The sequence below is a fragment of the Streptomyces sp. NPDC031474 genome, from assembly GCF_055581185.1.
The window spans coordinates 207,114-230,626 of the sequence record NZ_JBVIJX010000012.1 but is presented as its reverse complement, the minus strand read 5'-3'; the positions used below and the strand labels follow the sequence as shown (position 1 = coordinate 230,626).

General features: G+C 72.7%; 27 protein-coding genes and 2 pseudogenes. 14 read left to right on the top strand and 15 right to left on the bottom strand.

Annotated elements, in window-relative coordinates:
* Nucleotides 1-5 precede the first annotated feature (5 nt).
* A complete protein-coding gene (locus tag ACZ5SK_RS26515; RefSeq protein WP_361703160.1) occupies nucleotides 6-1,262 on the top strand; it encodes an SLC13 family permease in 1,257 nt (418 codons plus the stop codon).
* Between the two features lie 11 nt (nucleotides 1,263-1,273).
* Here the strand turns inward: ACZ5SK_RS26515 and ACZ5SK_RS26510 are convergent, their stop codons facing one another.
* Together ACZ5SK_RS26510 and ACZ5SK_RS26505 are read right to left on the bottom strand one after the other, a co-directional pair.
* Nucleotides 1,274-3,292, bottom strand: a complete 2,019-nt coding sequence (locus tag ACZ5SK_RS26510; protein WP_457494092.1) for a ricin-type beta-trefoil lectin domain protein — start codon at nucleotides 3,290-3,292, stop codon at nucleotides 1,274-1,276.
* Nucleotides 3,293-3,613: 321 nt separating this feature from the next.
* Nucleotides 3,614-4,507, bottom strand: a complete 894-nt coding sequence (locus ACZ5SK_RS26505; RefSeq protein WP_334574753.1) for a helix-turn-helix domain-containing protein — start codon at nucleotides 4,505-4,507, stop codon at nucleotides 3,614-3,616.
* Nucleotides 4,508-4,566: 59 nt separating this feature from the next.
* Here ACZ5SK_RS26505 and ACZ5SK_RS26500 point away from each other — a divergent pair, with 59 nt between their 5' ends.
* The gene (locus tag ACZ5SK_RS26500) at nucleotides 4,567-5,370 is read left to right on the top strand and encodes a phytanoyl-CoA dioxygenase family protein (protein ID WP_361702840.1); all 804 of its coding nucleotides are present in this window, start codon (nucleotides 4,567-4,569) and stop codon (nucleotides 5,368-5,370) included.
* Between the two features lie 82 nt (nucleotides 5,371-5,452).
* Here the strand turns inward: ACZ5SK_RS26500 and ACZ5SK_RS26495 are convergent, their stop codons facing one another.
* On the bottom strand, nucleotides 5,453-5,968 hold the full coding sequence (locus ACZ5SK_RS26495) for a flavoprotein (protein WP_334574757.1): 516 nt from the start codon (nucleotides 5,966-5,968) through the stop codon (nucleotides 5,453-5,455).
* 147 nt (nucleotides 5,969-6,115) lie between these two features.
* Between ACZ5SK_RS26495 and ACZ5SK_RS26490 the strand changes: the two are divergent.
* Nucleotides 6,116-6,268 (top strand): annotated as a pseudogene (locus ACZ5SK_RS26490) (TetR/AcrR family transcriptional regulator); the annotation flags it as partial.
* Nucleotides 6,269-6,287: 19 nt separating this feature from the next.
* On the opposite strand, the gene ACZ5SK_RS26485 reads toward ACZ5SK_RS26490, so the two are convergent.
* Nucleotides 6,288-6,500 carry a ferredoxin gene (locus ACZ5SK_RS26485; RefSeq protein WP_361702842.1) on the bottom strand — a complete coding sequence of 71 codons (213 nt, stop codon included), beginning with the start codon at nucleotides 6,498-6,500 and terminating at the stop codon, nucleotides 6,288-6,290.
* Nucleotides 6,501-6,512: 12 nt separating this feature from the next.
* Nucleotides 6,513-7,760: a cytochrome P450 gene (locus ACZ5SK_RS26480; protein ID WP_457494135.1), complete on the bottom strand. Its 1,248-nt coding sequence runs from the start codon at nucleotides 7,758-7,760 to the stop codon at nucleotides 6,513-6,515.
* A 404-nt stretch (nucleotides 7,761-8,164) separates the two neighbouring features.
* Here ACZ5SK_RS26480 and ACZ5SK_RS26475 point away from each other — a divergent pair, with 404 nt between their 5' ends.
* Entirely contained in the window at nucleotides 8,165-8,788 is a 624-nt protein-coding gene (locus ACZ5SK_RS26475) for a LysE family transporter (protein WP_468155924.1), read from the top strand.
* Nucleotides 8,789-8,935: 147 nt separating this feature from the next.
* On the top strand, nucleotides 8,936-9,385 hold the full coding sequence (locus ACZ5SK_RS26470) for a nitroreductase family deazaflavin-dependent oxidoreductase (protein ID WP_334574766.1): 450 nt from the start codon (nucleotides 8,936-8,938) through the stop codon (nucleotides 9,383-9,385).
* An 81-nt stretch (nucleotides 9,386-9,466) separates the two neighbouring features.
* On the opposite strand, the gene ACZ5SK_RS26465 is transcribed toward ACZ5SK_RS26470, so the two are convergent.
* Complete coding sequence (locus tag ACZ5SK_RS26465; protein WP_443041190.1) at nucleotides 9,467-10,516, bottom strand: cation diffusion facilitator family transporter; 1,050 nt, start codon at nucleotides 10,514-10,516, stop codon at nucleotides 9,467-9,469.
* 106 nt (nucleotides 10,517-10,622) lie between these two features.
* Between ACZ5SK_RS26465 and ACZ5SK_RS26460 the strand changes: the two genes are divergently transcribed.
* Together ACZ5SK_RS26460 and ACZ5SK_RS26455 are read left to right on the top strand one after the other, a co-directional pair.
* Entirely contained in the window at nucleotides 10,623-11,642 is a 1,020-nt protein-coding gene (locus tag ACZ5SK_RS26460) for a glutathione S-transferase family protein (RefSeq protein ID WP_334574768.1), read from the top strand.
* Between the two features lie 41 nt (nucleotides 11,643-11,683).
* The gene (locus tag ACZ5SK_RS26455) at nucleotides 11,684-11,980 is read left to right on the top strand and encodes a DUF4235 domain-containing protein (RefSeq protein ID WP_361702849.1); all 297 of its coding nucleotides are present in this window, start codon (nucleotides 11,684-11,686) and stop codon (nucleotides 11,978-11,980) included.
* Between the two features lie 526 nt (nucleotides 11,981-12,506).
* On the opposite strand, the gene ACZ5SK_RS26450 is transcribed toward ACZ5SK_RS26455, so the two are convergent.
* From ACZ5SK_RS26450 to ACZ5SK_RS26440, 3 genes are all read right to left on the bottom strand, one after another.
* Nucleotides 12,507-12,899: a VOC family protein gene (locus tag ACZ5SK_RS26450; RefSeq protein WP_361702851.1), complete on the bottom strand. Its 393-nt coding sequence runs from the start codon at nucleotides 12,897-12,899 to the stop codon at nucleotides 12,507-12,509.
* Between the two features lie 73 nt (nucleotides 12,900-12,972).
* Nucleotides 12,973-13,437: a pyridoxamine 5'-phosphate oxidase family protein gene (locus ACZ5SK_RS26445; RefSeq protein ID WP_361702853.1), complete on the bottom strand. Its 465-nt coding sequence runs from the start codon at nucleotides 13,435-13,437 to the stop codon at nucleotides 12,973-12,975.
* Between the two features lie 31 nt (nucleotides 13,438-13,468).
* Nucleotides 13,469-13,990, bottom strand: coding sequence for a GNAT family N-acetyltransferase (locus ACZ5SK_RS26440; protein WP_457494089.1), 522 nt, complete (start codon nucleotides 13,988-13,990; stop codon nucleotides 13,469-13,471).
* A gap of 112 nt (nucleotides 13,991-14,102) precedes the next feature.
* On the opposite strand from ACZ5SK_RS26440, the gene ACZ5SK_RS26435 reads away from it, so the two are divergent.
* Nucleotides 14,103-14,465, top strand: a complete 363-nt coding sequence (locus tag ACZ5SK_RS26435) for a DUF1304 domain-containing protein (protein WP_457494088.1) — start codon at nucleotides 14,103-14,105, stop codon at nucleotides 14,463-14,465.
* Nucleotides 14,462-15,025 carry a TetR/AcrR family transcriptional regulator gene (locus ACZ5SK_RS26430; RefSeq protein ID WP_361702856.1) on the top strand — a complete coding sequence of 188 codons (564 nt, stop codon included), beginning with the start codon at nucleotides 14,462-14,464 and terminating at the stop codon, nucleotides 15,023-15,025. The genes ACZ5SK_RS26435 and ACZ5SK_RS26430 overlap by 4 nt, the downstream gene beginning before the upstream one ends.
* Before the next feature lie 15 nt (nucleotides 15,026-15,040).
* Here the strand turns inward: ACZ5SK_RS26430 and ACZ5SK_RS26425 are convergent, their stop codons facing one another.
* Nucleotides 15,041-15,226, bottom strand: coding sequence for a hypothetical protein (locus ACZ5SK_RS26425; RefSeq protein WP_334574776.1), 186 nt, complete (start codon nucleotides 15,224-15,226; stop codon nucleotides 15,041-15,043).
* Here ACZ5SK_RS26425 and ACZ5SK_RS26420 point away from each other — a divergent pair.
* The gene (locus ACZ5SK_RS26420) at nucleotides 15,219-15,410 is read left to right on the top strand and encodes a hypothetical protein (RefSeq protein ID WP_334574778.1); all 192 of its coding nucleotides are present in this window, start codon (nucleotides 15,219-15,221) and stop codon (nucleotides 15,408-15,410) included. The genes ACZ5SK_RS26425 and ACZ5SK_RS26420 overlap by 8 nt on opposite strands.
* Nucleotides 15,411-15,417: 7 nt before the next feature.
* Here the strand turns inward: ACZ5SK_RS26420 and ACZ5SK_RS26415 are convergent, their stop codons facing one another.
* Together ACZ5SK_RS26415 and ACZ5SK_RS26410 are read right to left on the bottom strand one after the other, a co-directional pair.
* Nucleotides 15,418-16,524: an NAD(P)-dependent alcohol dehydrogenase gene (locus tag ACZ5SK_RS26415; RefSeq protein ID WP_334574780.1), complete on the bottom strand. Its 1,107-nt coding sequence runs from the start codon at nucleotides 16,522-16,524 to the stop codon at nucleotides 15,418-15,420.
* Between the two features lie 44 nt (nucleotides 16,525-16,568).
* Complete coding sequence (locus ACZ5SK_RS26410) at nucleotides 16,569-18,023, bottom strand: aldehyde dehydrogenase family protein (RefSeq protein ID WP_334574782.1); 1,455 nt, start codon at nucleotides 18,021-18,023, stop codon at nucleotides 16,569-16,571.
* 104 nt (nucleotides 18,024-18,127) lie between these two features.
* Between ACZ5SK_RS26410 and ACZ5SK_RS26405 the strand changes: the two genes are divergently transcribed.
* Both ACZ5SK_RS26405 and ACZ5SK_RS26400 read left to right on the top strand, forming a co-directional pair.
* Nucleotides 18,128-18,595, top strand: a complete 468-nt coding sequence (locus ACZ5SK_RS26405; RefSeq protein WP_468155930.1) for a MarR family winged helix-turn-helix transcriptional regulator — start codon at nucleotides 18,128-18,130, stop codon at nucleotides 18,593-18,595.
* Between the two features lie 213 nt (nucleotides 18,596-18,808).
* Nucleotides 18,809-19,189: an anti-sigma factor antagonist gene (locus ACZ5SK_RS26400; protein WP_334574784.1), complete on the top strand. Its 381-nt coding sequence runs from the start codon at nucleotides 18,809-18,811 to the stop codon at nucleotides 19,187-19,189.
* A gap of 22 nt (nucleotides 19,190-19,211) precedes the next feature.
* Here ACZ5SK_RS26400 and ACZ5SK_RS26395 read toward each other — a convergent pair whose 3' ends face one another.
* Nucleotides 19,212-20,165 (bottom strand): ribose-phosphate diphosphokinase, encoded by a 954-nt coding sequence (locus tag ACZ5SK_RS26395; RefSeq protein ID WP_334574786.1) that lies wholly within the window; start codon nucleotides 20,163-20,165, stop codon nucleotides 19,212-19,214.
* A gap of 205 nt (nucleotides 20,166-20,370) precedes the next feature.
* Between ACZ5SK_RS26395 and ACZ5SK_RS26390 the strand changes: the two are divergent.
* Together ACZ5SK_RS26390 and ACZ5SK_RS26385 are read left to right on the top strand one after the other, a co-directional pair.
* Nucleotides 20,371-20,597 (top strand): annotated as a pseudogene (locus ACZ5SK_RS26390) (DNA-binding response regulator); the annotation flags it as partial.
* Nucleotides 20,598-20,697: 100 nt separating this feature from the next.
* Nucleotides 20,698-21,378 carry a DUF4230 domain-containing protein gene (locus tag ACZ5SK_RS26385; protein WP_079657948.1) on the top strand — a complete coding sequence of 227 codons (681 nt, stop codon included), beginning with the start codon at nucleotides 20,698-20,700 and terminating at the stop codon, nucleotides 21,376-21,378.
* On the opposite strand, the gene ACZ5SK_RS26380 is transcribed toward ACZ5SK_RS26385, so the two are convergent.
* Together ACZ5SK_RS26380 and ACZ5SK_RS26375 are read right to left on the bottom strand one after the other, a co-directional pair.
* Complete coding sequence (locus ACZ5SK_RS26380; protein ID WP_334574789.1) at nucleotides 21,366-23,159, bottom strand: complex I subunit 5 family protein; 1,794 nt, start codon at nucleotides 23,157-23,159, stop codon at nucleotides 21,366-21,368. The two genes, ACZ5SK_RS26385 and ACZ5SK_RS26380, sit on opposite strands and share 13 nt — an antisense overlap.
* Complete coding sequence (locus ACZ5SK_RS26375; protein ID WP_334574791.1) at nucleotides 23,159-23,506, bottom strand: sodium:proton antiporter; 348 nt, start codon at nucleotides 23,504-23,506, stop codon at nucleotides 23,159-23,161. Before ACZ5SK_RS26375 ends, ACZ5SK_RS26380 begins: the two co-directional genes overlap by 1 nt.
* Between the last annotated feature and the right edge of the window lie 7 nt (nucleotides 23,507-23,513).

Sequence of the window (23,513 nt, the reverse complement as noted above, 5' to 3'; positions counted from 1 at the left end):
CTCCCCTGAACGCCCCGCTCGCCGAAACGCTGTCCGTCGTCCTGCTCGCCGCCGCTCTGGGGTGGGCCGTACTGCGTCCCGCCGGACGGTCGGAGGCCGTCGTCGCCGTTCCGGCGGCGGCCGTGGCGGTCGCCCTCGGGGCGGTCTCGCCGGAGCACGCGCTGGCGGAGGCCGAACGGCTCGGGCCGGTGATCGGCTTCCTCGCGGCGGTGCTGGTGCTGGCCCATCTGTGCGACGTCGAGGGACTGTTCACGGCGTGCGGGGCGTGGATGGCCCGCCGTGCCGCGGGGCGGCCGCGGCGCCTGCTGGTCGCCGTGTTCGTGCTGGCCTCGGTGGTCACGGCCGTGCTCAGTCTGGACGCGACCGTGGTGCTGCTGACGCCGGTGGTGTTCGCCACCGCCGCCCGCATGGGGGTCCGCGCCAGAGCGCACGTCTACGCGACCGCGCACCTGTCGAACACGGCCTCGCTGCTGCTGCCGGTCTCCAACCTCACCAACCTGCTGGCGTTCGAGGCGAGCGGGCTGAGCTTCAGCCGGTTCGCCGCGCTGATGGCGCTGCCCTGGGTGGTCGCGGTCGGCGCCGAATATCTGGTCTTCCGGCGCTTCTTCGCCGACGACCTGCCCGCCGCCGAACCCGCCCCCGACGACGGCCCGGCGCCCGAGCTCCCGCTGTTCGCGCTGGTCACCGTCGCCTGCACGCTCGCCGGGTTCGTCGTGGCCTCCGCGGTCGGGATCGAACCGGCGTGGGCCGCGTGCGCGGGGGCCCTGGTGATGGCGGGGCGGGCGCTGGTGCGGCGGCGGGTGACGCCGGTCGCCGTGGTGCGGGCCGCCGCGCCCGGGTTCCTGGCGTTCGTGCTGGCGCTCGGGATCATCGTGCGCGCGGTGGTCGACAACGGGCTCGCCGGCGCGCTGCGGCATGTCCTGCCCGACGGCTCGGGCCTGCTCGCCCTGCTCGCCGTGGCCGCGCTGGCCGCCGTCCTGGCGAACCTGATCAACAACCTGCCCGCGGTGCTGGTCCTGGTGCCGCTCGCCGCCCCGGCCGGGACCGGGGCGGTGCTCGCGGTGCTGCTCGGGGTGAACATCGGCCCGAACCTGACGTACGCGGGATCGCTGGCGACGCTGCTGTGGCGGCGCGTGGTCCAGGCACGCGAGCAGCACGTCGGGGTCGGCGAGTTCACCCGCCTCGGCCTGCTCACGGTGCCGGCCGCGCTGGTCGCGGCCGTCGTCGCGCTGTGGGCGTCGCTGCAGCTGGTCGGCGTCTGAGCGGTCGGTCCTCAGGGGCGCCCGCCGCCGAAGCCGGAGCCGCCATATCCTCCGCCGTAGCCGTATCCCCCGCCGTAGCCGCCGTAGCCGTATCCGGAGCCGCCGGAGGAGCCCGGCCCGCCGCCCCACGAGCAGGAGGACCAGTTGGCGGGCGAGCAGGACGTGTTGTTCGCGCCCGAGGAGGGGCTCGTCGACGGCGGGGCCGTCGGGGTGGCGGACGGCGTCGGCGCGGGCGTGGGCGCCGGGGGCTTGGCGGCCTTGGGCGTGGCAGCTGGTTCCGGGGTGTCGGAGGGAGTGCTGTCGGCGCCCCAGTTGACGAACTGCATCTGCGCGTCGGGCTGCGAGGTGTCGATCACCCAGCGCTGTGCGGCGCTGTCCACCCGGTTCTTCAGGACGAGGGCGCCAGACCCGTCGGTGGCGGCGGGCGCCAGCGCGAGGTTCTGGCCCGAGCGCGGAACGAGCGTGCCCTGGAGGGTGAAGTCGTACCGGACGTTCTTGGGGTCGGGCTGGGAGGCGCCCGCGCAGGGGGCCAGCCGTACCGAGTAGCCGAGGTGGGAGTCCAGGCACAGGTCGGCGTTGGCAGCGCTGCGCAGCAGCCCGTCCGGTGCGTACGACCACTGCTGGCCGGCCGCGGAGGAGCAGGCGGCGAGTTCGGTCTCGGCGCCGCTGACGGCCTTGGTGCCGACGATGCCGATGCACAGCCCGGAGGCGACATTGTGCAGCCGGCCGCGCAGGGTGCCCTGGGCGTCCTCGCCGCTGTCGATCCAGGACGGGTCGGAGGCGGCCGCGTCCGTCCCGGGCGCCGGGGTCTTGGCCGACCCGCTGTTCGCGGCCGGGGCGGTTGCGTCCCCGGAGCCGGTGGCGGCCCACACCACGAGCGGCAGGACGACCAGCCCGCTCACCGTCAGCACGGCGGCGGTGAGGTTGCGGCGGCGGGCGGCACGACGGGCCGCCTTGTGGGCCGAACGGCGCGATCCGGCACGGGAGTCGGCGCCGGGCACGGGCCGGGTGCGGGAGGGGCCGCCGGTTCGCGCTCCGAGCCGGGAGAGCGCGCCCGCTCGCACTCCGGCGCGGGAGCCCGCGCCGGCGTCGACCGGGCCGCCGGGCAGCGCGGGGACGGGGTTACCGTCGGTGAAGGCCTCCCCCGCGTAACTCGGCGGCTGCTCCGCGACCGGGTCGGCGCTCTCGCCGTCGCCGGCCACTCGGACCTGTACATAGGCCGCGGCGGCCCAGCCCAGGACCCCCTCGGCCAGCGCGGCCCCGAGCAGGCCTTCGAACTGCCGCAACTGGTCGGCGGTGTGGGCGCAGTGCCGGCACTGTTCCAGGTGAGCGCGCAGGTCGGGGTCGAGGTCGACGCCGCCGCGGCGGCAGGTGACGTCCAACAGCCGGTGGTAGCGGTGGCACTCGTCGTCGGTGGCGAGTTCGCGGTGCACCTGGAGGCACTCCTCGCGCAGCCGCTCCCGGGCCCGGGCCAGCTCGGCGCGGGCGCCGTCGTCCTCCAGGCCCAGCAGACCGGCCGGGACGGCCAGCGGCTCGGCCTCGACCTCGGTGTGCCAGAGCAGGCAGCGGGCGGACTGCGGCAGCCGCTGGAACGCCCGGGACAGCATGCGCCGGTGCACGGGCGGCAGCAGCCGGGCGGCCGCACGGTCGCCGTCCTCGCCCTCGGAGCGCAGCGCGGGATGCAGCAGGTCGCGGCGGCCGTCGGCGTCCCACTCGGCGGCGATGCGGCGCACGGTGACCAGCAGATGGGGGCGCCAGGCGGCCGTCGGCCCGTTCTGCCGCAGGGTCTCGCCGAACAGGCGGGTGAAGGCGGCCGTGGTGAGCATGCCGGCCGCGCGCTCACCGTCGGTGCACAGCCGCGCGTAGGCGAAGGCGGCCTCCCAGTGCCGGTCCAGCAGCTCGCCGACGGGATGCGGCGCGGGCGTCGCCCCCGTCCATTTCTTCAGCTCCGCGCTCAGCTGTTCGTCCGTCGCCTCGTAGCGGCGCGCCGAAGGGGAATTCGACAGGCCTGCGTCATTCACGGTCTGCATTCCTTCCGGGGATATGCGGCATAAAGTCCATACCATCCGGTATGCGACCTCGCCCACGAGGCGAGGTCGACCAGCACAGGATTCGGCACCCCTGACGTCCGTGGGGGGACAGCTCTTTTGAAGCGCGGGGGAAAGAGAACGGGAGGCGCCTCGCGCGCAGTGGAGAACGTTGTCCGTGCGCCGACAAGGCACACCTTCGCACAGCCGGACCAGGAGGAACAAGGGATCTCTCGGTTTCATGCATGCGTGCGACTCGAATAATTTTGACGAAACGTCAATCCTGGATGGGAGATGTCTTCGAGGTGCCTTTCGGGACGGTGATTACGTGTACATTCCGTCCCGGTACGCGCCCGGTGGTGTCCCGTAGCGCGCGCGGAAGACACGGCTGAAGTGGAACGCGCTCGCAAAGCCCGAGGCCGCGGCGACGCGTTCCACGGGCAGGTCGGTGCTCTCCAACAGCCGTGCGGCATGGCGCAGTCGGGCCTCGCGCAGGGCCCGCATCGGAGACTGGCCCACCTGCTCGGCGAACAGGTGGGCGAAGCGCGAGGGCGAGAGCGCGACCTCCTCGGCGAGCGAGCGGACGGTGTGCGGGGCGCCGGGGTCGCCCGCCATCCGCGCCTGCGCCCGGTGGACGCGGTCGTCGACACCGGCCGGGGACGCGGGAGTGCGCGCCGACGCGGTGACCAGCAGGACGACCTCCTCCAGCGCGCACAGGGCGAGTTCGCGGGCGGCTGCGCCCTCGGCCACCACGATCCCGGTGCCCCCGGCCGCCTCCGCGGCGCCTGGACGGCGGGCGTCGGCGGACATGCGCCGCCAGGCCGCCCCGACCCGGTCGCGCAGGGCGGCCGGGACAGGTCGGGCGGCATACAGGCCGTCCCCGGCGTCGTACGGGCGGAGCCAGGGGGTCCAGGACGGGCGGGCCTGGCAGTGGGCCCACCAGAACTGCCAGCGGCGGGCGCCGGGTTCGACGAGGTAGGCGTGCGGGACACGCGGCGCGAGCACCACCAGGTCCCCGGCGCCCGCCCGCACCTCGCTGCCGCCCTGCCGCACCCGGCCGCACCCGTCCGTCGTCCAGATGAACAGCCAACTGTCCGAACCCCGCGGCCGGTCGACGCCGTACCCCACGCCCTCGTCGAAGTGACCGACCACCACCCGGCCGGGCGGCGGCGAGGGATCCCCGGGCACGGCAGTCCTGGGCAGGTCGTCAGCACGCATGGGCATCCTCCGTACGCCGGGTCCGGCACAAGATGAGCGGGTCGACCAAGGAGGCACACATGACCGTCCAGGACCTCGGCCTGACCCCGGCCGCGCTGCGACAGTACGAGGAGGACGGCTTCACCGTCGTCCGGGGGCTGTTCACGGCCGACGAAGTCGACCGTCTGCGCGCCGAGTTCGCCGCGCTGCAGGCCACCGGCGAGGCAGTGCCGGGACACTTCGAGCCGCGGGCAGGCGACGACCCGCTCGACCGGTACCCGAGGGTGATGCACCCGCACGAGATCAGTCCCCTCGCCCGGCGGGTGCTGCTGGACGCGCGTCTGCGGGGCGTGCTGGAGCACCTGCTCGGCGAGGAGGTGCTGGCCGCGCAGAGCATGTTCTACTTCAAGCCGCCGGGCGCGCGGGGCCAGGCGCTGCACCAGGACAACTTCTATCTGCGGGTGGAGCCCGGCACCTGCGTGGCGGCCTGGCTGGCCTGTGACGTGATCGACCGGGACAACGGCGGCCTGGAGGTCGTGCCGGGTACGCACCGGATGGATCTGTTCTGCCCGGAGGAGGCGGACGCGGAGGTGTCGTTCGCCCGGGAGTACGTGCCGCCGCCGCCCGGGGTCTCGGCGGTGCCGGTCGACATGGCGCCGGGGGACGTTCTGTTCTTCAACGGCAGTCTGGTGCACGGATCGCAGCCCAACCGGACCGTCGACCGGTTCCGGCGGTCGTTCATCGGGCACTATGTCGGGCTCTCGGCTCGGCGGATCGGGCAGTACTACCGGACGGTGTCCATGAGCGGGGAACCGGTGGCACTGGCGGTCAGCGAGGGGGCCGGGCCGTGCGGTACGGAGTTTGCGCCGCAAGGCCCGCATTAGGAAGGGCGCCGCGCGGAGCGCGAGGGACACGGTTCCCGGGGCGGAGGGGTTCGCGGGCCGGTCGCACGACCCGCCGGGTGGTTCAGCCGAGCAGGTCCAGCGCCCGCTCCCACCCGAACCCCGCCCTCTCCGCGCCGTCGTACGGATGTCCGAACCGGACGCCCATCCCGCGGAGCCGTATCAGGCTGTCGTGGTAGGCGGGGTGCCCGGCGAGGGTCTCGCTCACGCAGGGCAGGACGCCGACGGGTATCCCGAGGCCGGAGACCTCGCACAGGGTGCCCAGGGCGAGGGTGTCGGCGATCCCGGCCGCCCACTTGTTGATCGTGTTGAAGGTGGCCGGGGCGACGACGACCGCGTCGGGCTCCGGGAAGGGCCGCGGATCGCCGGGGCGCCGCCAGGCGGAGCGGATCGGGCGGCCGGTCTGCGCCTCGACGGCGGCGGCGTCGAAGAAGCCGTTCATGGCGAGGGGGGTCGCGATGACGCCGACGCGCCACTGCCGCTCCTGCGCGGCGGTGATCAGCCTGCCGACGTCCGCGGCGATGCCGGCGGCGCAGACGACGACGTAGAGAAAGGGCGACTGCTCGTCCTGTTCGGTCACCCGGGAACCCTACTCAAGCGGGAAGGACAGCCCTCGTTCGGCGTCGGGGCGCGGCCCGTGGATGCGGCGGTCGGCCTCCTCGATCGGCACGTGGTCCTCGGAGTAGGCGAGCACGGCCTTGTGCGGGTCGCGGGTGTTCCAGGCGTCCTCGGCGGCCTGGTCGCCGACGCCGCCCTGCCGCCCGCGCTGACCGGCCCGCTGTTCCTGCCGGCCGAGGGCGCGATGGTGACGGCCGGGATCGGCGGCGGCGCCGCCCCGGCGGTGGAGGCGCGCGAGGCGGCACGGCTGCTGCTGGGCTGAGAAGCGTATGTGGCGGGGGTCAGACCACCGTCTCGGACACCTTGATCGCGCCGACGGGACAGGCCCGCGCGGCCTCCTTCACCATCGGGTCCGCGCCGCCGTCCTCGCGGCCGGGCAGGAGGGCGCTGAAGCCGTCGTCGTCCTGGGTGAAGACACCGGGCGCGGCCAGAGCGCACTGACCGGCGCCGATGCAGACGTCCGTGTCGATGTGAATCCGCGTGTCACTGGGCATGGATGCGGCCTCCTACCAGGTCACGGGGAGGTCCAGCATCCCCTGGATCGTGTCGCCGGGCTTGAAGCGGACCTCGTCGGCCGGGATCGCGAGCTTCAGGCCGGGGAGCCGTTCGAGGAGGGCGCCCAGGGCGATCTCCAGCTCGGCGCGGGCCAGGTTCTGGCCGAGGCACTGGTGGATGCCGAAGCCGAAGGCCACGTGGTGGCGGGCGGAGCGGTGCCAGTCGAGGGTGTCCGGGGCGGGATAGACGCGCTCGTCGCGGTTGATGACGGAGGTCGCGAAGACCAGGCCCTCCCCGGCGCGGATCGTCGTCCCGGCCACCTCGATGTCCTCGGTGGCCTGGCGCAGCAGCCCGTCCGCGATGGACAGCATCCGCATCAGCTCCTCGACGGCCGCCGGCAGCAGCGACGGGTCGGTGCGCAGTTCGGCCAGCCGCTCGGGGTGCCTGAGCAGGGTGTAGGTGCCGAGGGAGATCATGTTGGCGGTCGTCTCATGGCCCGCGACCAGCAGGATCGTGGCCAGGGCGATCGCCTCGTCCCGGTCCACGGTGCCCTCGCGCAGCTGCTCGTGGACCAGGGCGTCGAGGACACCGTTGCCGGACGGCGCCTCCAGTTTGCGGTCGATCAGCGCGCCGAGGTAGCCGTCGAGCCGGTCGCGCGCGTCGCGCACCTCCTGCGGCATCCTGCTGCGCAGCAGCCGTCGCGACTGTTCCTCGAAGAACTCGTGGTCGGCGTAGGGGACGCCGAGCAGTTCGCAGATCACCGTGGACGGCACGGGCAGCGCGAAGGCGTTCACGAGCTCCGCGGGCGGGCCCTGGGCGAGCATCGCGTCGATCCGCTCGTCGACGATCCGCTGGATGGCCGGGCGCAGGGCGGTGGCTCGTTTGAGGGTGAAGTTCGCGACCAGCAGCCGGCGTTGGGTGTGGTGTTCGGGGTCGTCGACGTTGAGCAGGGCGCTCCGGCGGTCCCGCAGCGCCTCGAAGCGGGGCGCGGTCGCCGGGTAGCCGGGACGGGTGCGGTCGGTCGACAGACGGGGGTCGCAGAGCAGGGCGCGGGCCTCGGCGTGACCGGTGACCAGCCAGGCGGTCCGGCCGTCGTACAGGGTGACGCGGGCCAGCGGACGGGAGGCGCGCAAGGGGTCGTAGGCGGTGGGCGGGTGGTAGGGGCAGGTGCGGTCCTGCGGGAAGGCGACGGAGGTCGGGGCCGGGGCCGGGCTGCGCGCGGTATCCGTCCCGCCCGTCCGCTCTTCCGCGCCGGTCATGCCGACGGCGTTCGCCGTGTTCACCGCGTTCGGCGTGTTCGTTGTTTCCGTCGGGTCCGTTTTTTCCGTCGTGTCCGTCATGGGTGACCTCGCAGACGATGGATGCGTCGTGCCGATCTTCATTAGATGCCCCGGGCACCTATAGGGCGACGTACAGTTCGGCCAGATCGACGAATGGGGCGATCCGGCCGGAATCATTCGCTCCGGCGGGTCGTTCCGAGCCGTGACGGCGTGCTGGGACCGGCGGCGGAAAACCGGTTGCCGCCGGCCGGTCGCCGGCCGCAGGATCCGGCCATGTCCATGTGCGATGCCCGCCTGCCGCTGCCGCTGATGTCCGCCGCCGCTCTTGTGGCGCTGGTCCAGCAGCAGCCCGGCCGTCACCGAAGGCGCGACACCGTCCGACCGTGACGGCCGCGCTCGTCGCGGGCCTGGTCGCGGGATACGGCATCGCCGTGCCCGTCGGCGCGGTCGCGACCTACCTCGTCTCCCTCACCGCCCGCACCTCCCTGCGCACCGGCGTGTGCGCCGCGCTCGGCGTCGCCACGGCGGACGGGCTCTACGCCCTGGTCGCCACGGTCGGCGGCACAGCCGTCGCCGCCGCGCTACGACCGGTGCTGACGCCGCTGCGCTGGGCCTCCGCCCTGGTCCTGCTGGCGCTGGCGGCACGAGGCGCGGTGACGGCCGTGCGCCGGTACCGGGCCCACCGGCTCAGCGCCCATACCGCACCGCCCCCGCCGAGCCCGGCCCGGGCCTTCCTGAGCCTGCTCGGCATCACCCTCCTCAACCCGGCCACCGTGGTCTACTTCGCCGCGCTGGTCCTCGGCGCCGGCACCGGCGACTCCGTACACCCCCTGGACCAGGGCGTTTTCGTGACGGCGGCCTTCGTCGCCTCGGCGAGCTGGCAGTTGCTGCTCGCCGGGGGCGGCGCGCTGCTGGGCCGGACGCTCACCGGTCGCCCGGGGCGGCTGGTGACGGCGTTTGTATCGAGCGGCGTAATGACGGTGCTGGCCGTGCGCATGACGGGGTAGGCGTGCACTGTGCACTGCCGCAAGGATGAATCACGCGGGTACCAGTGTTGAAGCAGGTGCGCGTCGGATGGGTGTGACCCGGACCGCCGGCCACACATCGATACGGCGATGCGACGACATGTCGACAGGACGAAGGGGACGGATGTCATGCCTCTCGAAGGCGAGTACGAGCCCAGCCCGACGCAGTGGGTGCGCGAGCAGGTGGAGCGGTACGAGAGCTCGGGCGGCACCGAGGGGACGACGCTGCAGGACACGGGGCTGCCGGTCATCCTGCTGACGACCCGGGGCGCGAAGAGCGGGAAGCTCCGCAAGACGCCGCTGATGCGGGTCGAGCACGACGGCCGGTACGCCCTGGTCGCCTCCCTGGGCGGGGCGCCGAAGCATCCCGTCTGGTACCACAACGTCAAGGCCGATCCCCAGGTGGAACTCCAGGACGGGCCCCACAAGCAGGACATGACGGCCCGTGAGATCACCGGCGCGGAGAAGGCCGAGTGGTGGGAGCGTGCCGTCGCCGCATTTCCGCCGTACGCCGACTACCAGAAGAAGACGGACCGGGAGATCCCGGTGTTCGTCGTGGAACCGGGCGCCGGCGCCTGAACGGAGGAACGCCCTCCAGGAATTTCGTAGAAAAATCTGCCGTGAGTGCGCATGAACGGGCGCGCACCGGGCAGCCGAAAGTCAGGCCCCGCCGCGTTCCCCCGTCGCGGCGGGGCTTTCACGTCCCTCGCGCGCCGGGCGGTCGGTCACGTCCAGGAAGATCGGGGCCGCCTCCGGGGTCGTGCGGGCGATCGAGCGCTTGATGCGGACGGCGACCTCTTCGACCCGCTCGCTGTCCAGGCCCGGCATGAGGTCGACGCGGGCCGCCACCAGCGTCGAGTCGAGGCCCGTCTTCATCGTGAACAGCGCCTCCACGCTGTCGATCTCGGGCTGGGCGTCGAGGAGCGCCCGGATCCGCGCGCCGGTCTCGGGGTCCGCCGCCTCGCCGATGAGCTGGTCACGGGCCGCGCGACCGAGTGCGTAGGCGACGTAGACGAGCAGCGCACCGATCGCCAGCGAGGCGCCCGCCTCCCAGACGACCTGCCCGGTAACCATGTGCAGGACCATGCCGATCGCCGCCAGGGTGACGCCGAGCACCGCCGTGCCGTCCTCGGCGACGACCGTGCGCAGGGCCGGGTCGCGCAGGCCCGCGAGGCCGCCGCCCTGCCGGTGCACCTGGTGCAGGGCCCGCAGCAGTGACACGCCCTCGGCGAGGAAGGCGACGCCGAGCACGATCAGGCCCACCACATAGCCGCTGAACGTCTCGTCGGCCCCGGTCCGCAGGGCCTCGACGCCCTGGAAGACGGAGAAGCAGCCGCCCATCACGAAGATCCCGACGGCGGCGAGGAGCGACCAGAAGAAGCGTTCCTTGCCGTAGCCGAAGGGGTGCCGTTCGTCGGCCGGGCGTCGGCTGCGGCGCAGCGCGGCGAGGAGGAAGACCTCGTTCAGGCTGTCGGCCACGGAGTGCGCCGCCTCCGACAGCAGCGCGGGCGAACCCGCGATCACGCCGCCCACCGCCTTGGCGACGGCGATGACCAGGTTGGCGGCGAGCGCCAGCAGGACGGTGAGACGTGTCCTGCGATCCGCCGCGCGGCCGGTCGTGCGGTCGGACGTGTGCTGGGACGTGTGGCCGGTGGTGTGCTGGGACGTGTGGCCGGTCGTGTGCTCGCTTGTGCGGTCGGCTGTACTCACCTTCGCCGACTGCCCCTGCGGGTCGGGATCACACCGTGCCGTCGGCGGAAATCGGGGAACGCGGTAGCAGGACATACACGTACCGCGGCGAGCAGCGGGAGGAACCATGAGCGGCGGGGGCGACGGCAACAGCGCGTACGGGCGCACGCCCTTCACGAGGTCCAGGAGTCACTTCACGGACCGGATCACCGCGGACGGCAGGGACGGCTGGCCCGTGACGGCCGGCCGCTACCGGCTGGTGGTCAGCCGGGCCTGCCCCTGGGCGAGCCGGGCGGTGATCTCCCGGCGGCTCCTGGGGCTGGAGGACGCGCTGTCGATGGCGATCGCCGACCCGATCCAGGACGACCGCAGCTGGCGCTTCACCCTCGACCCGGACGACCGCGACCCGGTGCTCGGCATCCGGTATCTCAGCGAGGCGTACGACAGACGGGAGACCGACTACCCCGGCGGGGTCAGCGTGCCGGCGGTCGTGGACGTGCCCAGCGGCGAGCTGGTCACCAACGACTACCAGCGACTCACCCTCGACCTCGCCACCGAGTGGACGGCCCTGCACCGCCCCGGCGCCCCCGACCTCTACCCGGACCGGCTGCGCGACGAGATCGACGCGGTCATGGCCGACGTGTACAAGGACGTCAACAACGGGGTGTACCGGGCGGGTTTCGCGCACGAGCAGGACGAGTACGAGGAGGCGTGTGCGGGGGTCTTCCGGCGGCTGGAGCTGCTGACGGACCGGTTGGCCGGGCAGCGGTATCTGGTCGGCAGCGCGATCACCGAGGCCGACATCCGGCTGTTCACCACGCTGGTGCGTTTCGACGCCGTCTATCACGGACACTTCAAGTGCAACCGCTGGAAGGTGACGGAGAATCAGGTCCTGTGGGGTTACGTCCGGGACCTCTTCCAGACGCCCGGCTTCGGTGACACCGTCGACTTCGACCACATCAAGCGGCACTACTACCGGGTGCACACCGGCATCAACCCGACCCGGATCGTCCCCCTCGGCCCCGACCTGGCCGACTGGCTCGCCCCGCACCACCGCGAGGAACTCGGCGGCCGCCCCTTCGGCGACGGCACCCCGCCCGGCCCGGTGCCCGCCGACGAAGAGGTTCCGGCCGGCGGGCGACCCTGACAGAGCCTGACAGAGCCTGCGAGAGAAGGAGTGAGGCAACCGTGGCCAAGAAGAGGAAACTCCCCCTTGTCTACCAGCCCGTCGGCTTCGTGCTGGGCTGGGCGAGCGGCGCCCTGGCCGGGCTCGCGTTCCGCAAGGTGTGGATGGCGATACGCCACGAGGACGACGCCCCCGACGCCCTGGACCGGGACCGCGGCTGGGGCGAGATCCTGCTGGCTGCGGCGGTCCAGGGTGCGATCTTCGCAGCGGCCCGCAGCGCCGCCGACCGCACCGGCGCCAAGGCGATCGAACGGTCCACGGGAGTCTGGCCGGCCAAGGAAAAGGGCGGCCGAGACTGAACCCGCCCGGCCCGCCCAGACAAGGACATCCGGGACGCCGGATGTCCTGCGGCAGCCAGGTGGGCGGGCAGGCGCGGGTCGCCCGGGTTCGGGGCGGTCGGGAGGTCCGGGGCGGTCGGGAGGTCCGGGGCGGTCGGGAGGTCCGGGGCGGTCGGGAGGTCCGGGGCGGTCGGGAGGTCCGGGGCGGTCGGCTGTCGGGGCGTCGGCCCCGGACGGCCCCGTGGCGTCGAGGACACCCGGGACGCGGGACGCCCTGCGGCAACCAGGCGGGCGGGCAGACGCGGGTCGCCCGCGTTCGCGGGCCGTCGGGCGGCCCTGGGCCGACGACTGCCGGGGCATCGGCTCCCGGACGGCCCCGTGGCGTCGGGGACATCCGGGACGCGGGATGCTCTGCGGCAGGTAGGTGGCCGGCGGGCGCTGGTCGCCCGGGTTCGGGGGCTGGGCGGGTCGGGGCGACGGCCGCTGTGGTGCCGGGTTCCGGCGGCCGGGGGTCCCGGGGGTGTCTCGTCCCGGGGGTGTCTCGGGGTCAGCCCTGTTTCGGGGCTGTGGAAGGTTCGAGGCGGAGGGTGAAGGAGTGGCCCGCCGGGTCGGCGTAGCCGCGTTCCTCGTGGGGGCCGGAGGCACCCTTGGTCTCCAGGGGCCGGCCGCCCAGGCCCACGATCCTGCGTTCCACCTCGTCGAGGTCGTCGACGAGGAAGTCCAGGTGGGCCTGGAGGGCGTTCTCGGGGCGCGGCCAGCTCGGCGGGGTCGCGTTCACATCGCGCCGGAAGGCCAGACGGGTGCCGTCGGCGCCCCTGATCTCCACACGGTTGGCGGTCGAGTCGGTCTCCTCGGCGTCCAGCAGCCCCACATAGAACTCGGCGAGCTTCTCGGGCTCGGCACAGTCGAGCACCACGACGCCCGCTTTCACCAATGCCATGTCGTCTTCCCCTCCGCGAGGTCCGGGCGGGGGCGAGCCAGTCCCGTCCCCGAACCTTGCGGATACCCCCGTTTCAGTCGGCCACCAGCCACTCCCCGTCCCGCATCAGCTCGCGCCCCTGGAGCTCGTCGGCCTCACGCCAGGCCTGGATCCGGCCCGGGAGGACCCGGAAGTACAGGTACTGCGCGGACAGTTCACGCGGATCGAAGCCGGTCTTGCCGGCGAAGATCTCGGCGTCCTCCTCCGGCAGCTCGGCAGGCGGCACGGCCACCGCCGTCCCCTCGATCATGACGACGTCCCGGGTCGGGCCGACGCCGACCCGGGCGATGCCGGTGGCCAGCAGGTTGCGGCCGGTGGGGCTGGCGGCGGGGGTGGCGAAGAGGAGAGTCGCGCCGTCCCAGACGTAGGAGAGCGGGACCAGGTAGGGGGCCGCGCCGTCCTCGGCGGCCGTGGCGACCCAGGCGTCCACGTCGTGTTCCAGCCGGTGGAGCGTGTCGAGCTTGCGCTGCTTCGCGGGGCGTGCGAGTGCTGACGTCATGTCTCCAGTGTGACCTTCACCTGCCCGGCTGTCAGAAGGACCGGCGGAGGGTGACGAGGCGCGGGGCGAAGCCGTGGCGTGCGTAGAAGCGCAGGGCGTCGGTGTTGTCCGTGTAGGCGGTCACCTCGGTCTGGCCGGCGCCCTGTTCGGCGGCCCAGGCGAGGAAGGCCTCGACGAGTCGCCCGCCGGCGCCGTCCCGGCGGTGGGCTGGGCGGACGTACAGGCTCATGAGGGTGGCGGACTTGACCGGCCGCAACGCCGAGGGCTCGGTGAGCGACCCCATCAGGTGGCCGACCACCTGTCCCTCGTGCTCGACGACGAGGACGAGGCGGGAGGGATCCTCGAGGGCGGTCGCGAAGGCCCCGGCGGCGTGTTCGCGCGGCCAGTCGGCGTTGACGGCGGGGTCGCGGGTGCCGGCGTCCTCGGCGAAGAGTCCCACGCTGGAGGCGACGAGGCCCGGTATGTCCTCGGCGCGGGCCACCCGCACGGTCGCTGCTCGGTCGGTCACCGCTCGGTCGGTCACCGCTCGGTCGGTCACCTCGTGATCAGTCATGTGCCGCAGGCCAGCGGTCCCCACTGACAGCCCACCCCCTCCGCAGCGGACTGTACTTCCTGGACGAGTGTCCCGCTATAGTGGACACCTGTCCAAGAAGTTGAGGGAGACCATGGAAATCCTGGCGAACGTGCTGGTCGTTATGGTGGCCGCGCTGCATCTCTACATCCTGGTGATGGAGATGTTCCTGTGGCAGAAGAAGCCGGGGATGTCGTTCCACGGCTTCGACGCGGAGATGGCACGGCGGACCGCCCCGATGGCCGCCAACCAGGGGCTCTACAACGGTTTCCTCGCGGCGGGCCTGGTGTGGGGGCTGATCGCGGCCGACCCGACCGGGTTCCGGGCGCAGGTGTTCTTCCTGTCCTGCGTGATCGTCGCGGGTGTGTACGGCGCTGTCACGGCGAACCGCCGGATCCTTGTCGCGCAGGCACTGCCCGGCGCGCTCGCCCTGGCCGCCGTCCTGATCGCGCAGTGACGCGAGGCGCGCCCGAGGACCCGCGGGCGGCCCGCACCCGGGCGCGGCTGCGGGCCGCGCTGCTCCAGGAGTGCGCGCAGCGGCCGTTGGAGGAGGTCGGCGTCGCCGCGCTGGTGCGTCGGGCCGGGGTCGGGCGGGCCACGTTCTATGTGCACTATCCCGACCTGGAAGCCCTCGCGGTCGATGCCTGCGCGGACGTCGTACGGGAGGCGGTGGAGGCGCTGCACGCCTGGCAGGGGCGGCCGGACCCGGTGCGGGCGCCGGCCGCGCTGGCGGAGTTCTTCGGCTCGCTGACCCCGCACGCCTCGCTGTACCGCACCCTGTTGGCGCCGGGCGGCGGGGGCCCGCTCGGCCGGGTGCTGCACCGCGACCTGCGGGCCTACAGCCTGCGCGAGCGGCAGCGGGCGGGCGCGGCGGACGCGTCACTGGTCGCCTCCGCCGTCGCCGCGACCTTCGCCGGGGTGTTGGCGGACTGGCTGCACGGCGATCTCGACGGCACGCCCGGTGAGATCGCCGACCAGGTGTGGCAGTTGCTGGTCACGCTGCACGCGAGCCGCTGAGCCGCTGAGCGGCCCTCACGCGCAGGCCACCACGTCCTTCGCCGGCGGCCAGGCCTCGACGCCGTCGCTCGTGCGGACGTAGGCCGTCGTGCGGTCGTCCGTGAGGAGCATGGCCGCCGGGGTGTCCTCGTCCACCTGCTTCGTGGCGATGTGGAGCGGGCCGCCGTACGGGCTCGACACGGGACCGTTCTCGATGATCATGTCCGCCGCGGACCGCGACGTTCAGCGGGCCGTCCGGAACGTCCTGCGGTACGCCGGCGGGGTGACGCCGATGGCCGCGTGCAGGTGCCGGCTGACGAAGGAAGACGCCGCCGGTGCCGCCGAGGCGCACAGGCTCGGCGGCACCGGCCGGACCAGCGGGAAGCTGGTCCTGACGGTCCACTGACCGTAGGTCAGAAGGTCAGGACCGGCTTGATGGTCTTGCCCGAAATCATGTCCTGGACCGCCTGTCCGATGTCGGCGAAGGCGTAGGTGCCGATCAGGCGGTCCAGCGGGAGCCGGCCTTCCTTGACCAGCTTGACCAGGGCCGGGATGAAGGTCTGCGTCTCGGCGTCGCCGAGGGTGAGGCCGACGACCCGCTTGCCGCCCAGCAGTCCGTTGACGTCCAGGGCGACCTCGGTGCCGAAGGGCGGTGCGCCCACGACGACGAGGGTGCCGCGGGCGGCGAGCGCGTCGACGCCCTGCCGCAGGACGGCCGTGCTGCCCGTGGTCTCCACGATGCCGTCGGCGCCCTGCCCGCCGGTGATCTCCGCGATGGCCTCGCCGAGGGCGGCCCGGCCGGCGTCGACGGTGTGGGTGGCGCCCAACTCCTTGGCCAGGGCGAGGCGTTCGGCGACCTTGTCGACGGCGATGATCGTGGTGGCCGGGGTGAGCGCGGCCGCCATCACCGCCGAGAGGCCGACGGCTCCGGCGCCCAGCACGACGATCGTGCTGCCGGTCGTCGGCGTCAGGACGTTCCAGACGGCGCCCACGCCGGTCTGGACCCCGCAGCCCAGCGGGGCGATCGACGCCAGCGGTACGTCCGGGTCGACCTTGACGAGGCTGCGCTCGTCGACCAACGCCCGCTCCGCGAAGGACGACTGGCCGAAGAAGTGGCCGCCGAGGGCCTCGCCGTCCCGGCTGATGGTGCTGGTGCCGTCGGCGCGGCGCCCGCCGATGAGGTTCAGCGGCAGCCAGGTCGCGCAGTAGGCGGGGTGGCCGCCGTGGCAGTTGCGGCAGTCGCCGCAGGACGTGAAGGACAGCACGACGTGATCGCCGGGGGCGACGCCGGTGACGGCGGAGCCGACCGCCTCCACGACACCCGCGCCCTCGTGACCGAGGACTCCGGGCAGCGGGAAGGGCAGTCCGCCGCTCGCGACGCCGAGGTCGGTGTGACACACCCCGGCCGCCACCAGGCGGACCAGCGCCTCGTGCGGCGCGGGGTCGTCCAGGACGACGTCGGAGAGGGTGAACGGGGCTCCGCCGGACTCGACGACGGCGGCGCGTGTGATGGTGGACATCGGTTGAACTCCCTTTGTTCCTACAGGTGTTCCTGGAGGCGCGTTCAGTCGAGCGAGACGACGACGGACTTGACCTGGGTGTACGAGTGGAGCGCCTCGGGGCCGTACTCGCGGCCGAAGCCGGAGTCCTTGACACCGCCGAAGGGCACGGCGGGGTCGAGCATCGCCCAGTCGTTGACCCAGACGATGCCGGCCTGGAGTCGGTCGGCGACGCGGTGCGCGCGGGCCAGGTTGCCCGTCTGGACGCCCGCGGCCAGGCCGTACGGCGTGGAGTTGGCGAGGGCCACGGCCTCGTCCTCGGTGTCGAAGGGCTGGACGGTGAGGACCGGGCCGAAGACCTCCTCCTGGACGACCCGGGAGTCGTTCGCGAGGTCGGCGATGACCGTGGGCTTGTAGTAGTAGCCGCCGTCGAGGTCGAGTCGCTCGCCGCCGCAGACGATGCGGGCGCCCTCCTTGCGCGCGATGTCGACGTACTCCTCGACCTTGCGCAGGTGCTTCTCTCCCGCCATCGGGCCGACGACGGTCTCCACCTGCCGGGGATCGCCGACGGGCACGCCGGGCACGGCGTCGGCGAGGATGTTCAGCAGGGTGCTGTAGACCGGGCGGGCCACCAGCAGGCGCGGGCCGCCCATGCAGAACTGGCCGGTGTTGAAGACGAATCCCTTGATGATCGCGCCGACGGCCTTCTCCAGGTCGGCGTCCTCGAAGACGAGGTGCGCCGCGTTGCCGCCGAGTTCCATGGTGACCGGCTTGAGGTTCTCGCCCGCGACGCTCGCCGCGTGCCGGCCGATCGCGGTGGAGCCGGTGAAGGCGATCTTGTCGACGCCCGGGTGGCGCAGCAGTGCCTCACCGGCGACCGGACCGCTGCCCGTGACGACGTTGACGACGCCGTCGGGGACGCCGGCCCGCTGGAGCAGCCCCGCCATGTACAGGGCGCTGAGCGGGGTCTCGTCGGCGGGCTTGTGCACGACCGTGTTGCCGGCGGCGAGGGCCGGGGCGAGCTTCGAACCGGCCAGGATCAGCGGGAAGTTGAAGGGGGTGATCGCGGCGACCACACCGATCGGGCCCCGCTTGGTGTAGGCGTGGGCGTTCATCGGGGTGTCACGGTGCGCGCCGTCCAGCGAGAAGGCGAGGGACGCGAAGTACTCGTAGTCGTTGGCCGCGTTGGTGACGTCGACCGCGTGGGCCAGGGTGATCGGCTTGCCGACGTCGAGGCTCTCCAGCCGGGCGATCTCGTCGGCCTCCGCGCGGATCAGCTCCGCGACCCGGAGCAGGATCCGGCCGCGCTCCCGGCCGCTGAGGCCGGACCACGATCCGGCGTCAGCGGCCTCCCGCGCGGCCCGTACCGCCGCGTCCACGTCGGCGGCGCCCGCCTCCGCGACGGTGGTGACGACCACGCCCCGGGACGGGTCGACCACCTCGGTCCGCGCTCCGTCCGCGGCCTCGCGCCACTGTCCCCCGATGAACAGTCGACCGGGGTCGATCTCGAAGGTGGTCATCACCGCTCCTCAGCATCGTCGCCAAGATTTCAACAAACAGGATTCCTGTTGGTCCGCAGTCTCATTACAGACAGGTTTCCTGTCAATGGTCTACGCTCGGACTCATGGCCGGCACCCAGACAACCAAGGCAGCAGCGTCCGCACCTCAGCCTCACCGGGCGCCCCCGTCCCTGCTTTACATGGTGAAGCAGGTGGAGCTGGTCGCGCGATCCCACCTGGACGAGCTTGTCAAGCCGTCCGGGATCACGGCACTGCAGTACACGGCGCTCACCGTGCTGGAGCGACACGACGGCCTGTCGGCCGCCCAGCTGGCCCGGGACTCCTTCGTCACCGCCCAGTCCATCGCCGACCTGGTGCGCTCCCTGGAGGGGCGCGGCCTGATCCGCCGCGAGCGCAATTCGCGCAACCGGCGCGAGCTGCTGATCCTGCTCACCGAGGAGGGGCGCGGGCTGCTCGAGCGGCACGCCGGGCCGGTGCGCGAGCTGGAGGAACGCATGGTGCGGGAGCTCACGACCCACCAGGAGGAGCAGTTCCGCACCGCCCTGTCCAAGGCGTGGCACGCGCTCTCCTAGGACGCCGCGAGCCTCGGCCCGCCCCTTCGGCCGGCACTTCGTTCACCAGGCGAAAAAACTCGGACACGGTCGGTTGCATTTCGAAGACATATGTCAATCGAACATGCTGGAATTCACTCCAACGGGGGTAACTTGCTGGGGCGGGGAACTGGTGCGCGTGCCCCGACCGTTGGAAGCTCCCGACCGGTGGAGCGGGTTGGAGGCGATGTCGTCGTGCAGCAGGAACCCACGGCGGACACCCCGCACCTGCACATCCGCCAGGACCGGGGGTACACGGTGCTGGAGTTCCGCGGTGAGATCGACATCGTCGCGGCCACGGAGATCGGCCCGCGTCTCGACGACGCGACCGCCGGTCCCGGCCCCCGGATCGTGATCGACCTGACCCGGATCGAGTTCTTCGACTGCTCCGGGCTGCGACTGCTGTACCGGGCGCGCGCCCGGGTCCTGGGCCAGGGCGGGCAGCTGCACCTCGTCTGCGCCCATCCGCTCACCCTGCGGATCCTGCGGGCCACCGGACTGTCCCGGCTGCTGCCGCCCGCCACGACGCTGGACGCGGCCCTGGAACGGCCCGAGGCCACGTCCGGCACGTTATGACGGCGCCCCGAAGGGCTACCGCCTACTCACCGCGCGCCGCGTCGAACAGGGCGCTGACGGACTCACCGTTGTGAATGCGGCGCACGGCCTCCGCGAGTGCGGGGGCGATGGACAGGATCCGCAGCTTGTCCGTGTGCTCCTCCTCGGGCACCGGCACGGTGTTGGTGCACACGATCTCCAGCACGTCGGGCTGCTCGCTGAGCCGTTTGAGCGCGCCGGCCGCGAACAGGCCGTGCGTGCACGCCACCCGTATCGAGCGCGGCTCCAGCTCCCTGAGCCGGTCGAGCAGTTCCAGGACCGTGCTGCCCTTGGCGATCTCGTCGTCCAGAACGATGACGTCCCGCCCGGCGACCTCGCCGATGACGGCGCTGATGCTGACCCGGTCGTCGGCGTAGCGCTGCTTGGCGCCCGCCGCCACCTGGGCGCCGATCATCCGGGCGAAGGCGGCGGCCTCCTTGGCGTTGCCGAGGTCCGGTGAGACGACGGTGGTGCGGGTGAGGTCGTAGCGGCGGAAGTGCGCGGCCAGCTCCCGGTGGGCGTGCAGGTGGTCGACGGGCATCGAGAAGAAGCCGTGCACCTGAGGTGAGTGGAGCGTCATGGCGAGGACCCGGTGCACACCGGCCGCCGCCATCAGGTCGGCGACCAGACGGCCGCCCAGCGAGATCCGGGGCGCGTCCTTCTTGTCGGAGCGGGCGTAGGAGTAGTGCGGCATGACGACCGTGATCCGGCCGGCCGACGCCCCGCGGGCGGCGTCGCACATCAGCAGCAGCTCGACGAGATGCTCCTGTACGGGCCGGATCAGGGGCTGGACCAGGAAGACGTCCCGTTCCCGGCAGTTGGCCTGGAGCTGGACCTCCAGACAGTCGTTGGCGAACCTGCTGAGGCGGGTGGGGCTCAGAGGCACGCCGAGGTGGGCACAGACCTCGGCGGCCAGCTCGGGGTGGGCACTGCCGCTGAACACGGAGATGTCTCGCACGATCGGCTCCTCGCTGATCATGTCCGGCTGGGGCGGGAGCTCTCATGCTACGGACCACGTCCGTTTTGCCCACCCTCAGGAGCGTCCCGGAGTCCCGGGAGCCCCTCGCAGCGCCAAAGCCCCCCGGGCTCCCCTGAGCCGCTCAGGCGCCGAGGAATCCGGTCACCGCCAGCTCAGCCCCCCGGAGGCCCCGCTCGACGGCATCCGCGTGCTCGCGGCGGGCGACGCGCTTCTTGGGCCGTCCGTCACCCGCCGGCTGCTCGCCGAGTTCGCCCGCGCCAGCCCCGTCGAACCGCCGTCGAACCGCCGCCGGACACGGAGGCGACCGTGAAGACGCACGTGGGCCGGGTCCTGGACAAGCTGGGCCTGCGTGACCGGGTGCCCGCCGTCGTCTTCGCCTTCGGCCACGGGCTGGTGCGGCCGGGCGGCTGAGCGTCCACGGTATCTGCACGTTCCTGTCACAGATCGTCAACAAGGCGGTCTGACAAGGGGATTGGCGGGCATCCGGTCAGTAGGAAGGAGGACCGTCCGCATGACGACTTCCATCAAGCCCGACAAGCCCGTCAAGCGTCTCCCCCAGCGGATGCCCGGCTGGGCGAAGGCGCTCACCGCCGTCGTGGTCGTGCTCGTGGTGATGTTCGCCGGGATCCGGCTGAGCCTGCTGCCGGGACTGCGCGACTTCTTCGGAACCGAGACCCACGACCGCTCCGGTCCGGCCCTGCTCCAGTCCATCCAGGACATGAGCCGTTACGACGCCGCCACCGGAAACTTCCAGGTCGTCGTGGACCTGGAGAAGGACGCGAAGTTCCTCCCCGACGCGATCCGCGGCACCCGCACCCTGTACGTCGGGGCGGGCACCGTGGACGCCTTCGTCGACCTCGGCAAGATCGGCGACAAGGATGTGACGGTCAACGACGACCGCACCTCGGCCACGCTCCGGCTGCCGCACGCCCAGCTCGGCAAGCCGGCGCTCGACCCAGACCGCTCCTACGCGGTCTCCAAGCAGCGCGGTCTCCTCGACCGCCTCGGCGATCTCTTCTCCGACAACCCGGGCAGTGAGCAGGCCGTGCAGAAGCTGGCGGTGAAGCACATCGGGGAGGCGGCGAAGGCGAGCGAGCTGACCACGCGTGCCGAGACCAACACCACCGGCATGCTCCAGGGACTGCTGCACTCCCTCGGCTTCAAGGAGGTGCGGGTCTCCTACGGCACATGACCCAGGGTCCCCGGCAGCGCGAGTGCGCCCAGGAGCGTGGCGCCCACCAGCAGCCAGGCCACGTAGTCCCCGATGTGACCGGACTGCAGACGGCGCAGCACGAGCGCCCGGCCGGGGGCCGCGAGCAGCCGCGGACGGGTGAGGGCGACGGCCGCCAGGCCCACGGCCAACACGGTCGAGGCCAGGCCCAGGAGGGCCCCGGCCCAGGTCCAGTGGACGGAGGCGAGCGCGCCTCCCGAGCCGGTCTCGTTCACGGCGTGCGCGACGACGTGAGCGAGGCCGGGGGCCACACCGACGGCGACGGCCGCTGTGAGGAGCAGCGCGGAGACCACGGTCATGGTGTCGGGGATCCGGGTCAGCCGTTCCCGGGTCTCGGGCCGCTCCCCCGAGCCCGTCGTCTCGTATCCCTCGCTCTCGCGCGGCTCCTCGGGGCGGGGGCCGAGGCCGACGAAGACGCGGGCGGCGACCCGCAGCACGGCTCCGGCGGTCACCGCGGAGACGGCGACGTAGAGCACGGTCAGCGGGTGGCCGACGGCCTCCTCCGTGACGGACTTGCCCAGTGCCGTGCCGAACGGCGGCAGCCCCGCAAGGCCCAACGCCCCGGCGGCGAACATCACGGCCACGCCCTTCAGCTTGCGGGCGCGGCCGTACAGGGCGTGCTCGTCGACGCTGCCGTAGCGGTCGAGGAGGATGCCGGTGCAGGCGAACAGGGCGGCCTTCACCCCGGCGTGGCCGAGGACGTACAGGGCGACGCCGTCGTCGGCCTCGGGCTTCAGGACGCCGATGCCGATGAGGAACAGCCCGGTGTGGGCGATCGTGGAGCAGGCCAGCAGGCGTTTGATGTGCCGCTGGTACCAGCACATGACCGCGCCGACGGCCGCCGTCAGCGCGCCCAGCACGACCAGGGCGCGTTCGAGATCGGGGGCCGGGATCCCGCCGGGCCCGGAGAAGACGGTCGCGTACACCCGCCACACGCCGTACACGCCGAGCTCCACCATCACGCCGGACAGCAGCATGCACACGGGGGTGGGTGCGACGGCGTGCGCGTCCGGCAGCCAGAAATGGAAGGGCGCCACGGCGGCCTTGACCAGCAGACCGGTCAGCACGAGGACGAAGGCGGCGAGGACCAGCGCGTCCGGCCCGCCGTGCCCGCCGTGAACGGCCTCGCTGTCCAGGCCCCGCCCGATCTGCGTCATGCCCAGCTCGCCCGTACGCCCGTACAGCAGCGCGATGCCCATCAGCATCGCGTACGCGCCGAGCGAGTTGATCACCCCGAAGGTCAGCGCTCCCTGCACCGCCCGGGGATCGTCGATGCGGTAGCCGGTGAGCGCGTAGGCGACGACGCTCATCAGCTCGAAGAACACGAACGCGTTGAACAGGTCGCCGGCGATCGCGAAGCCGCACATGCCCGCCTGGAACACCAGCAGCAGCGCGGGGAAGGAGCCCGCGTGGCGGCGGGGCGGCTCGTCGAAGTAGTGCCAGGAGTACGCCAGTGCGGCCGAGGTGAGCAGCGAGGCGAGGGCGGCCATGCCGAGGCCGGGGCCGTCGCCGATCACGACGATGCCGACGCTGTGGCCGTTCACAGGGATCCGGGCGCCGACCCACTCGGTCATCGGGGGCGAGGAGTTCAGCAGCAGGACGAGGGCGAGCGCGGCGGTTCCCACGGAGACCGCGCAGCCGACGGACTCGGCGGCGACCCGGGGCAGCCGCCGTCCACCGGCCACCAGCAGCGCGGCTCCGAGCAACGGGACGGCGACGAGCAGCGGAAGGAGGTGGTTCATCAGCCGCGCAGCTCGCGGAGTTCGTCGGGGTCGACCGTGCCGTGTCGTTTGGAGACCTGCACGACCAGGGCGAGCAGGAGCGCGGTGACGGTGGCGCCGACGACGACGTCGGTGAGGGCGAGGGCCTGCACGACGGGGTCGACGACCGGTCGCGAGCCCGGCCGGAGGTCGGAGAAGACGGGCGCGGTGGCGTCGTCGCGGTAGCCGACGGCCAGCAGCAGGACGTAGGTGGCGCACTGGCAGACGGCGAGGCAGCCGACGGCGTGGATCAGGTTGCGGCTGGTGGCCAGGCCGTAGCAGCCGACCAGGAAGATCCAGACGGCGACCAGGTAGGGCAGGACATGCATCACAGCG

Excerpts from the sequence above, each read along its gene's own strand:
- ACZ5SK_RS26375 (WP_334574791.1), bottom strand. The coding sequence starts at position 23,506 with ATGCATGTCCTGCCCTACCTGGTCGCCGTCTGGATCTTCCTGGTCGGC.
- ACZ5SK_RS26405 (WP_468155930.1), top strand. The coding sequence starts at position 18,128 with ATGGCCGGCACCCAGACAACCAAGGCAGCAGCGTCCGCACCTCAGCCT.
- ACZ5SK_RS26450 (WP_361702851.1), bottom strand. The coding sequence starts at position 12,899 with ATGGCATTGGTGAAAGCGGGCGTCGTGGTGCTCGACTGTGCCGAGCCC.
- ACZ5SK_RS26385 (WP_079657948.1), top strand. The coding sequence starts at position 20,698 with ATGACGACTTCCATCAAGCCCGACAAGCCCGTCAAGCGTCTCCCCCAG.
- ACZ5SK_RS26425 (WP_334574776.1), bottom strand. The coding sequence starts at position 15,226 with ATGATCATCGAGAACGGTCCCGTGTCGAGCCCGTACGGCGGCCCGCTC.
- ACZ5SK_RS26505 (WP_334574753.1), bottom strand. The coding sequence starts at position 4,507 with ATGCGTGCTGACGACCTGCCCAGGACTGCCGTGCCCGGGGATCCCTCG.
- ACZ5SK_RS26410 (WP_334574782.1), bottom strand. The coding sequence starts at position 18,023 with ATGACCACCTTCGAGATCGACCCCGGTCGACTGTTCATCGGGGGACAG.
- ACZ5SK_RS26380 (WP_334574789.1), bottom strand. The coding sequence starts at position 23,159 with ATGAACCACCTCCTTCCGCTGCTCGTCGCCGTCCCGTTGCTCGGAGCC.
- ACZ5SK_RS26445 (WP_361702853.1), bottom strand. The coding sequence starts at position 13,437 with ATGACGTCAGCACTCGCACGCCCCGCGAAGCAGCGCAAGCTCGACACG.
- ACZ5SK_RS26420 (WP_334574778.1), top strand. The coding sequence starts at position 15,219 with ATGATCATGTCCGCCGCGGACCGCGACGTTCAGCGGGCCGTCCGGAAC.
- ACZ5SK_RS26440 (WP_457494089.1), bottom strand. The coding sequence starts at position 13,990 with ATGACTGATCACGAGGTGACCGACCGAGCGGTGACCGACCGAGCGGTG.
- ACZ5SK_RS26415 (WP_334574780.1), bottom strand. The coding sequence starts at position 16,524 with ATGTCCACCATCACACGCGCCGCCGTCGTCGAGTCCGGCGGAGCCCCG.
- ACZ5SK_RS26435 (WP_457494088.1), top strand. The coding sequence starts at position 14,103 with ATGGAAATCCTGGCGAACGTGCTGGTCGTTATGGTGGCCGCGCTGCAT.
- ACZ5SK_RS26470 (WP_334574766.1), top strand. The coding sequence starts at position 8,936 with ATGCCTCTCGAAGGCGAGTACGAGCCCAGCCCGACGCAGTGGGTGCGC.
- ACZ5SK_RS26485 (WP_361702842.1), bottom strand. The coding sequence starts at position 6,500 with ATGCCCAGTGACACGCGGATTCACATCGACACGGACGTCTGCATCGGC.
- ACZ5SK_RS26480 (WP_457494135.1), bottom strand. The coding sequence starts at position 7,760 with ATGACCGGCGCGGAAGAGCGGACGGGCGGGACGGATACCGCGCGCAGC.
- ACZ5SK_RS26510 (WP_457494092.1), bottom strand. The coding sequence starts at position 3,292 with ATGCAGACCGTGAATGACGCAGGCCTGTCGAATTCCCCTTCGGCGCGC.
- ACZ5SK_RS26460 (WP_334574768.1), top strand. The coding sequence starts at position 10,623 with ATGAGCGGCGGGGGCGACGGCAACAGCGCGTACGGGCGCACGCCCTTC.
- ACZ5SK_RS26500 (WP_361702840.1), top strand. The coding sequence starts at position 4,567 with ATGACCGTCCAGGACCTCGGCCTGACCCCGGCCGCGCTGCGACAGTAC.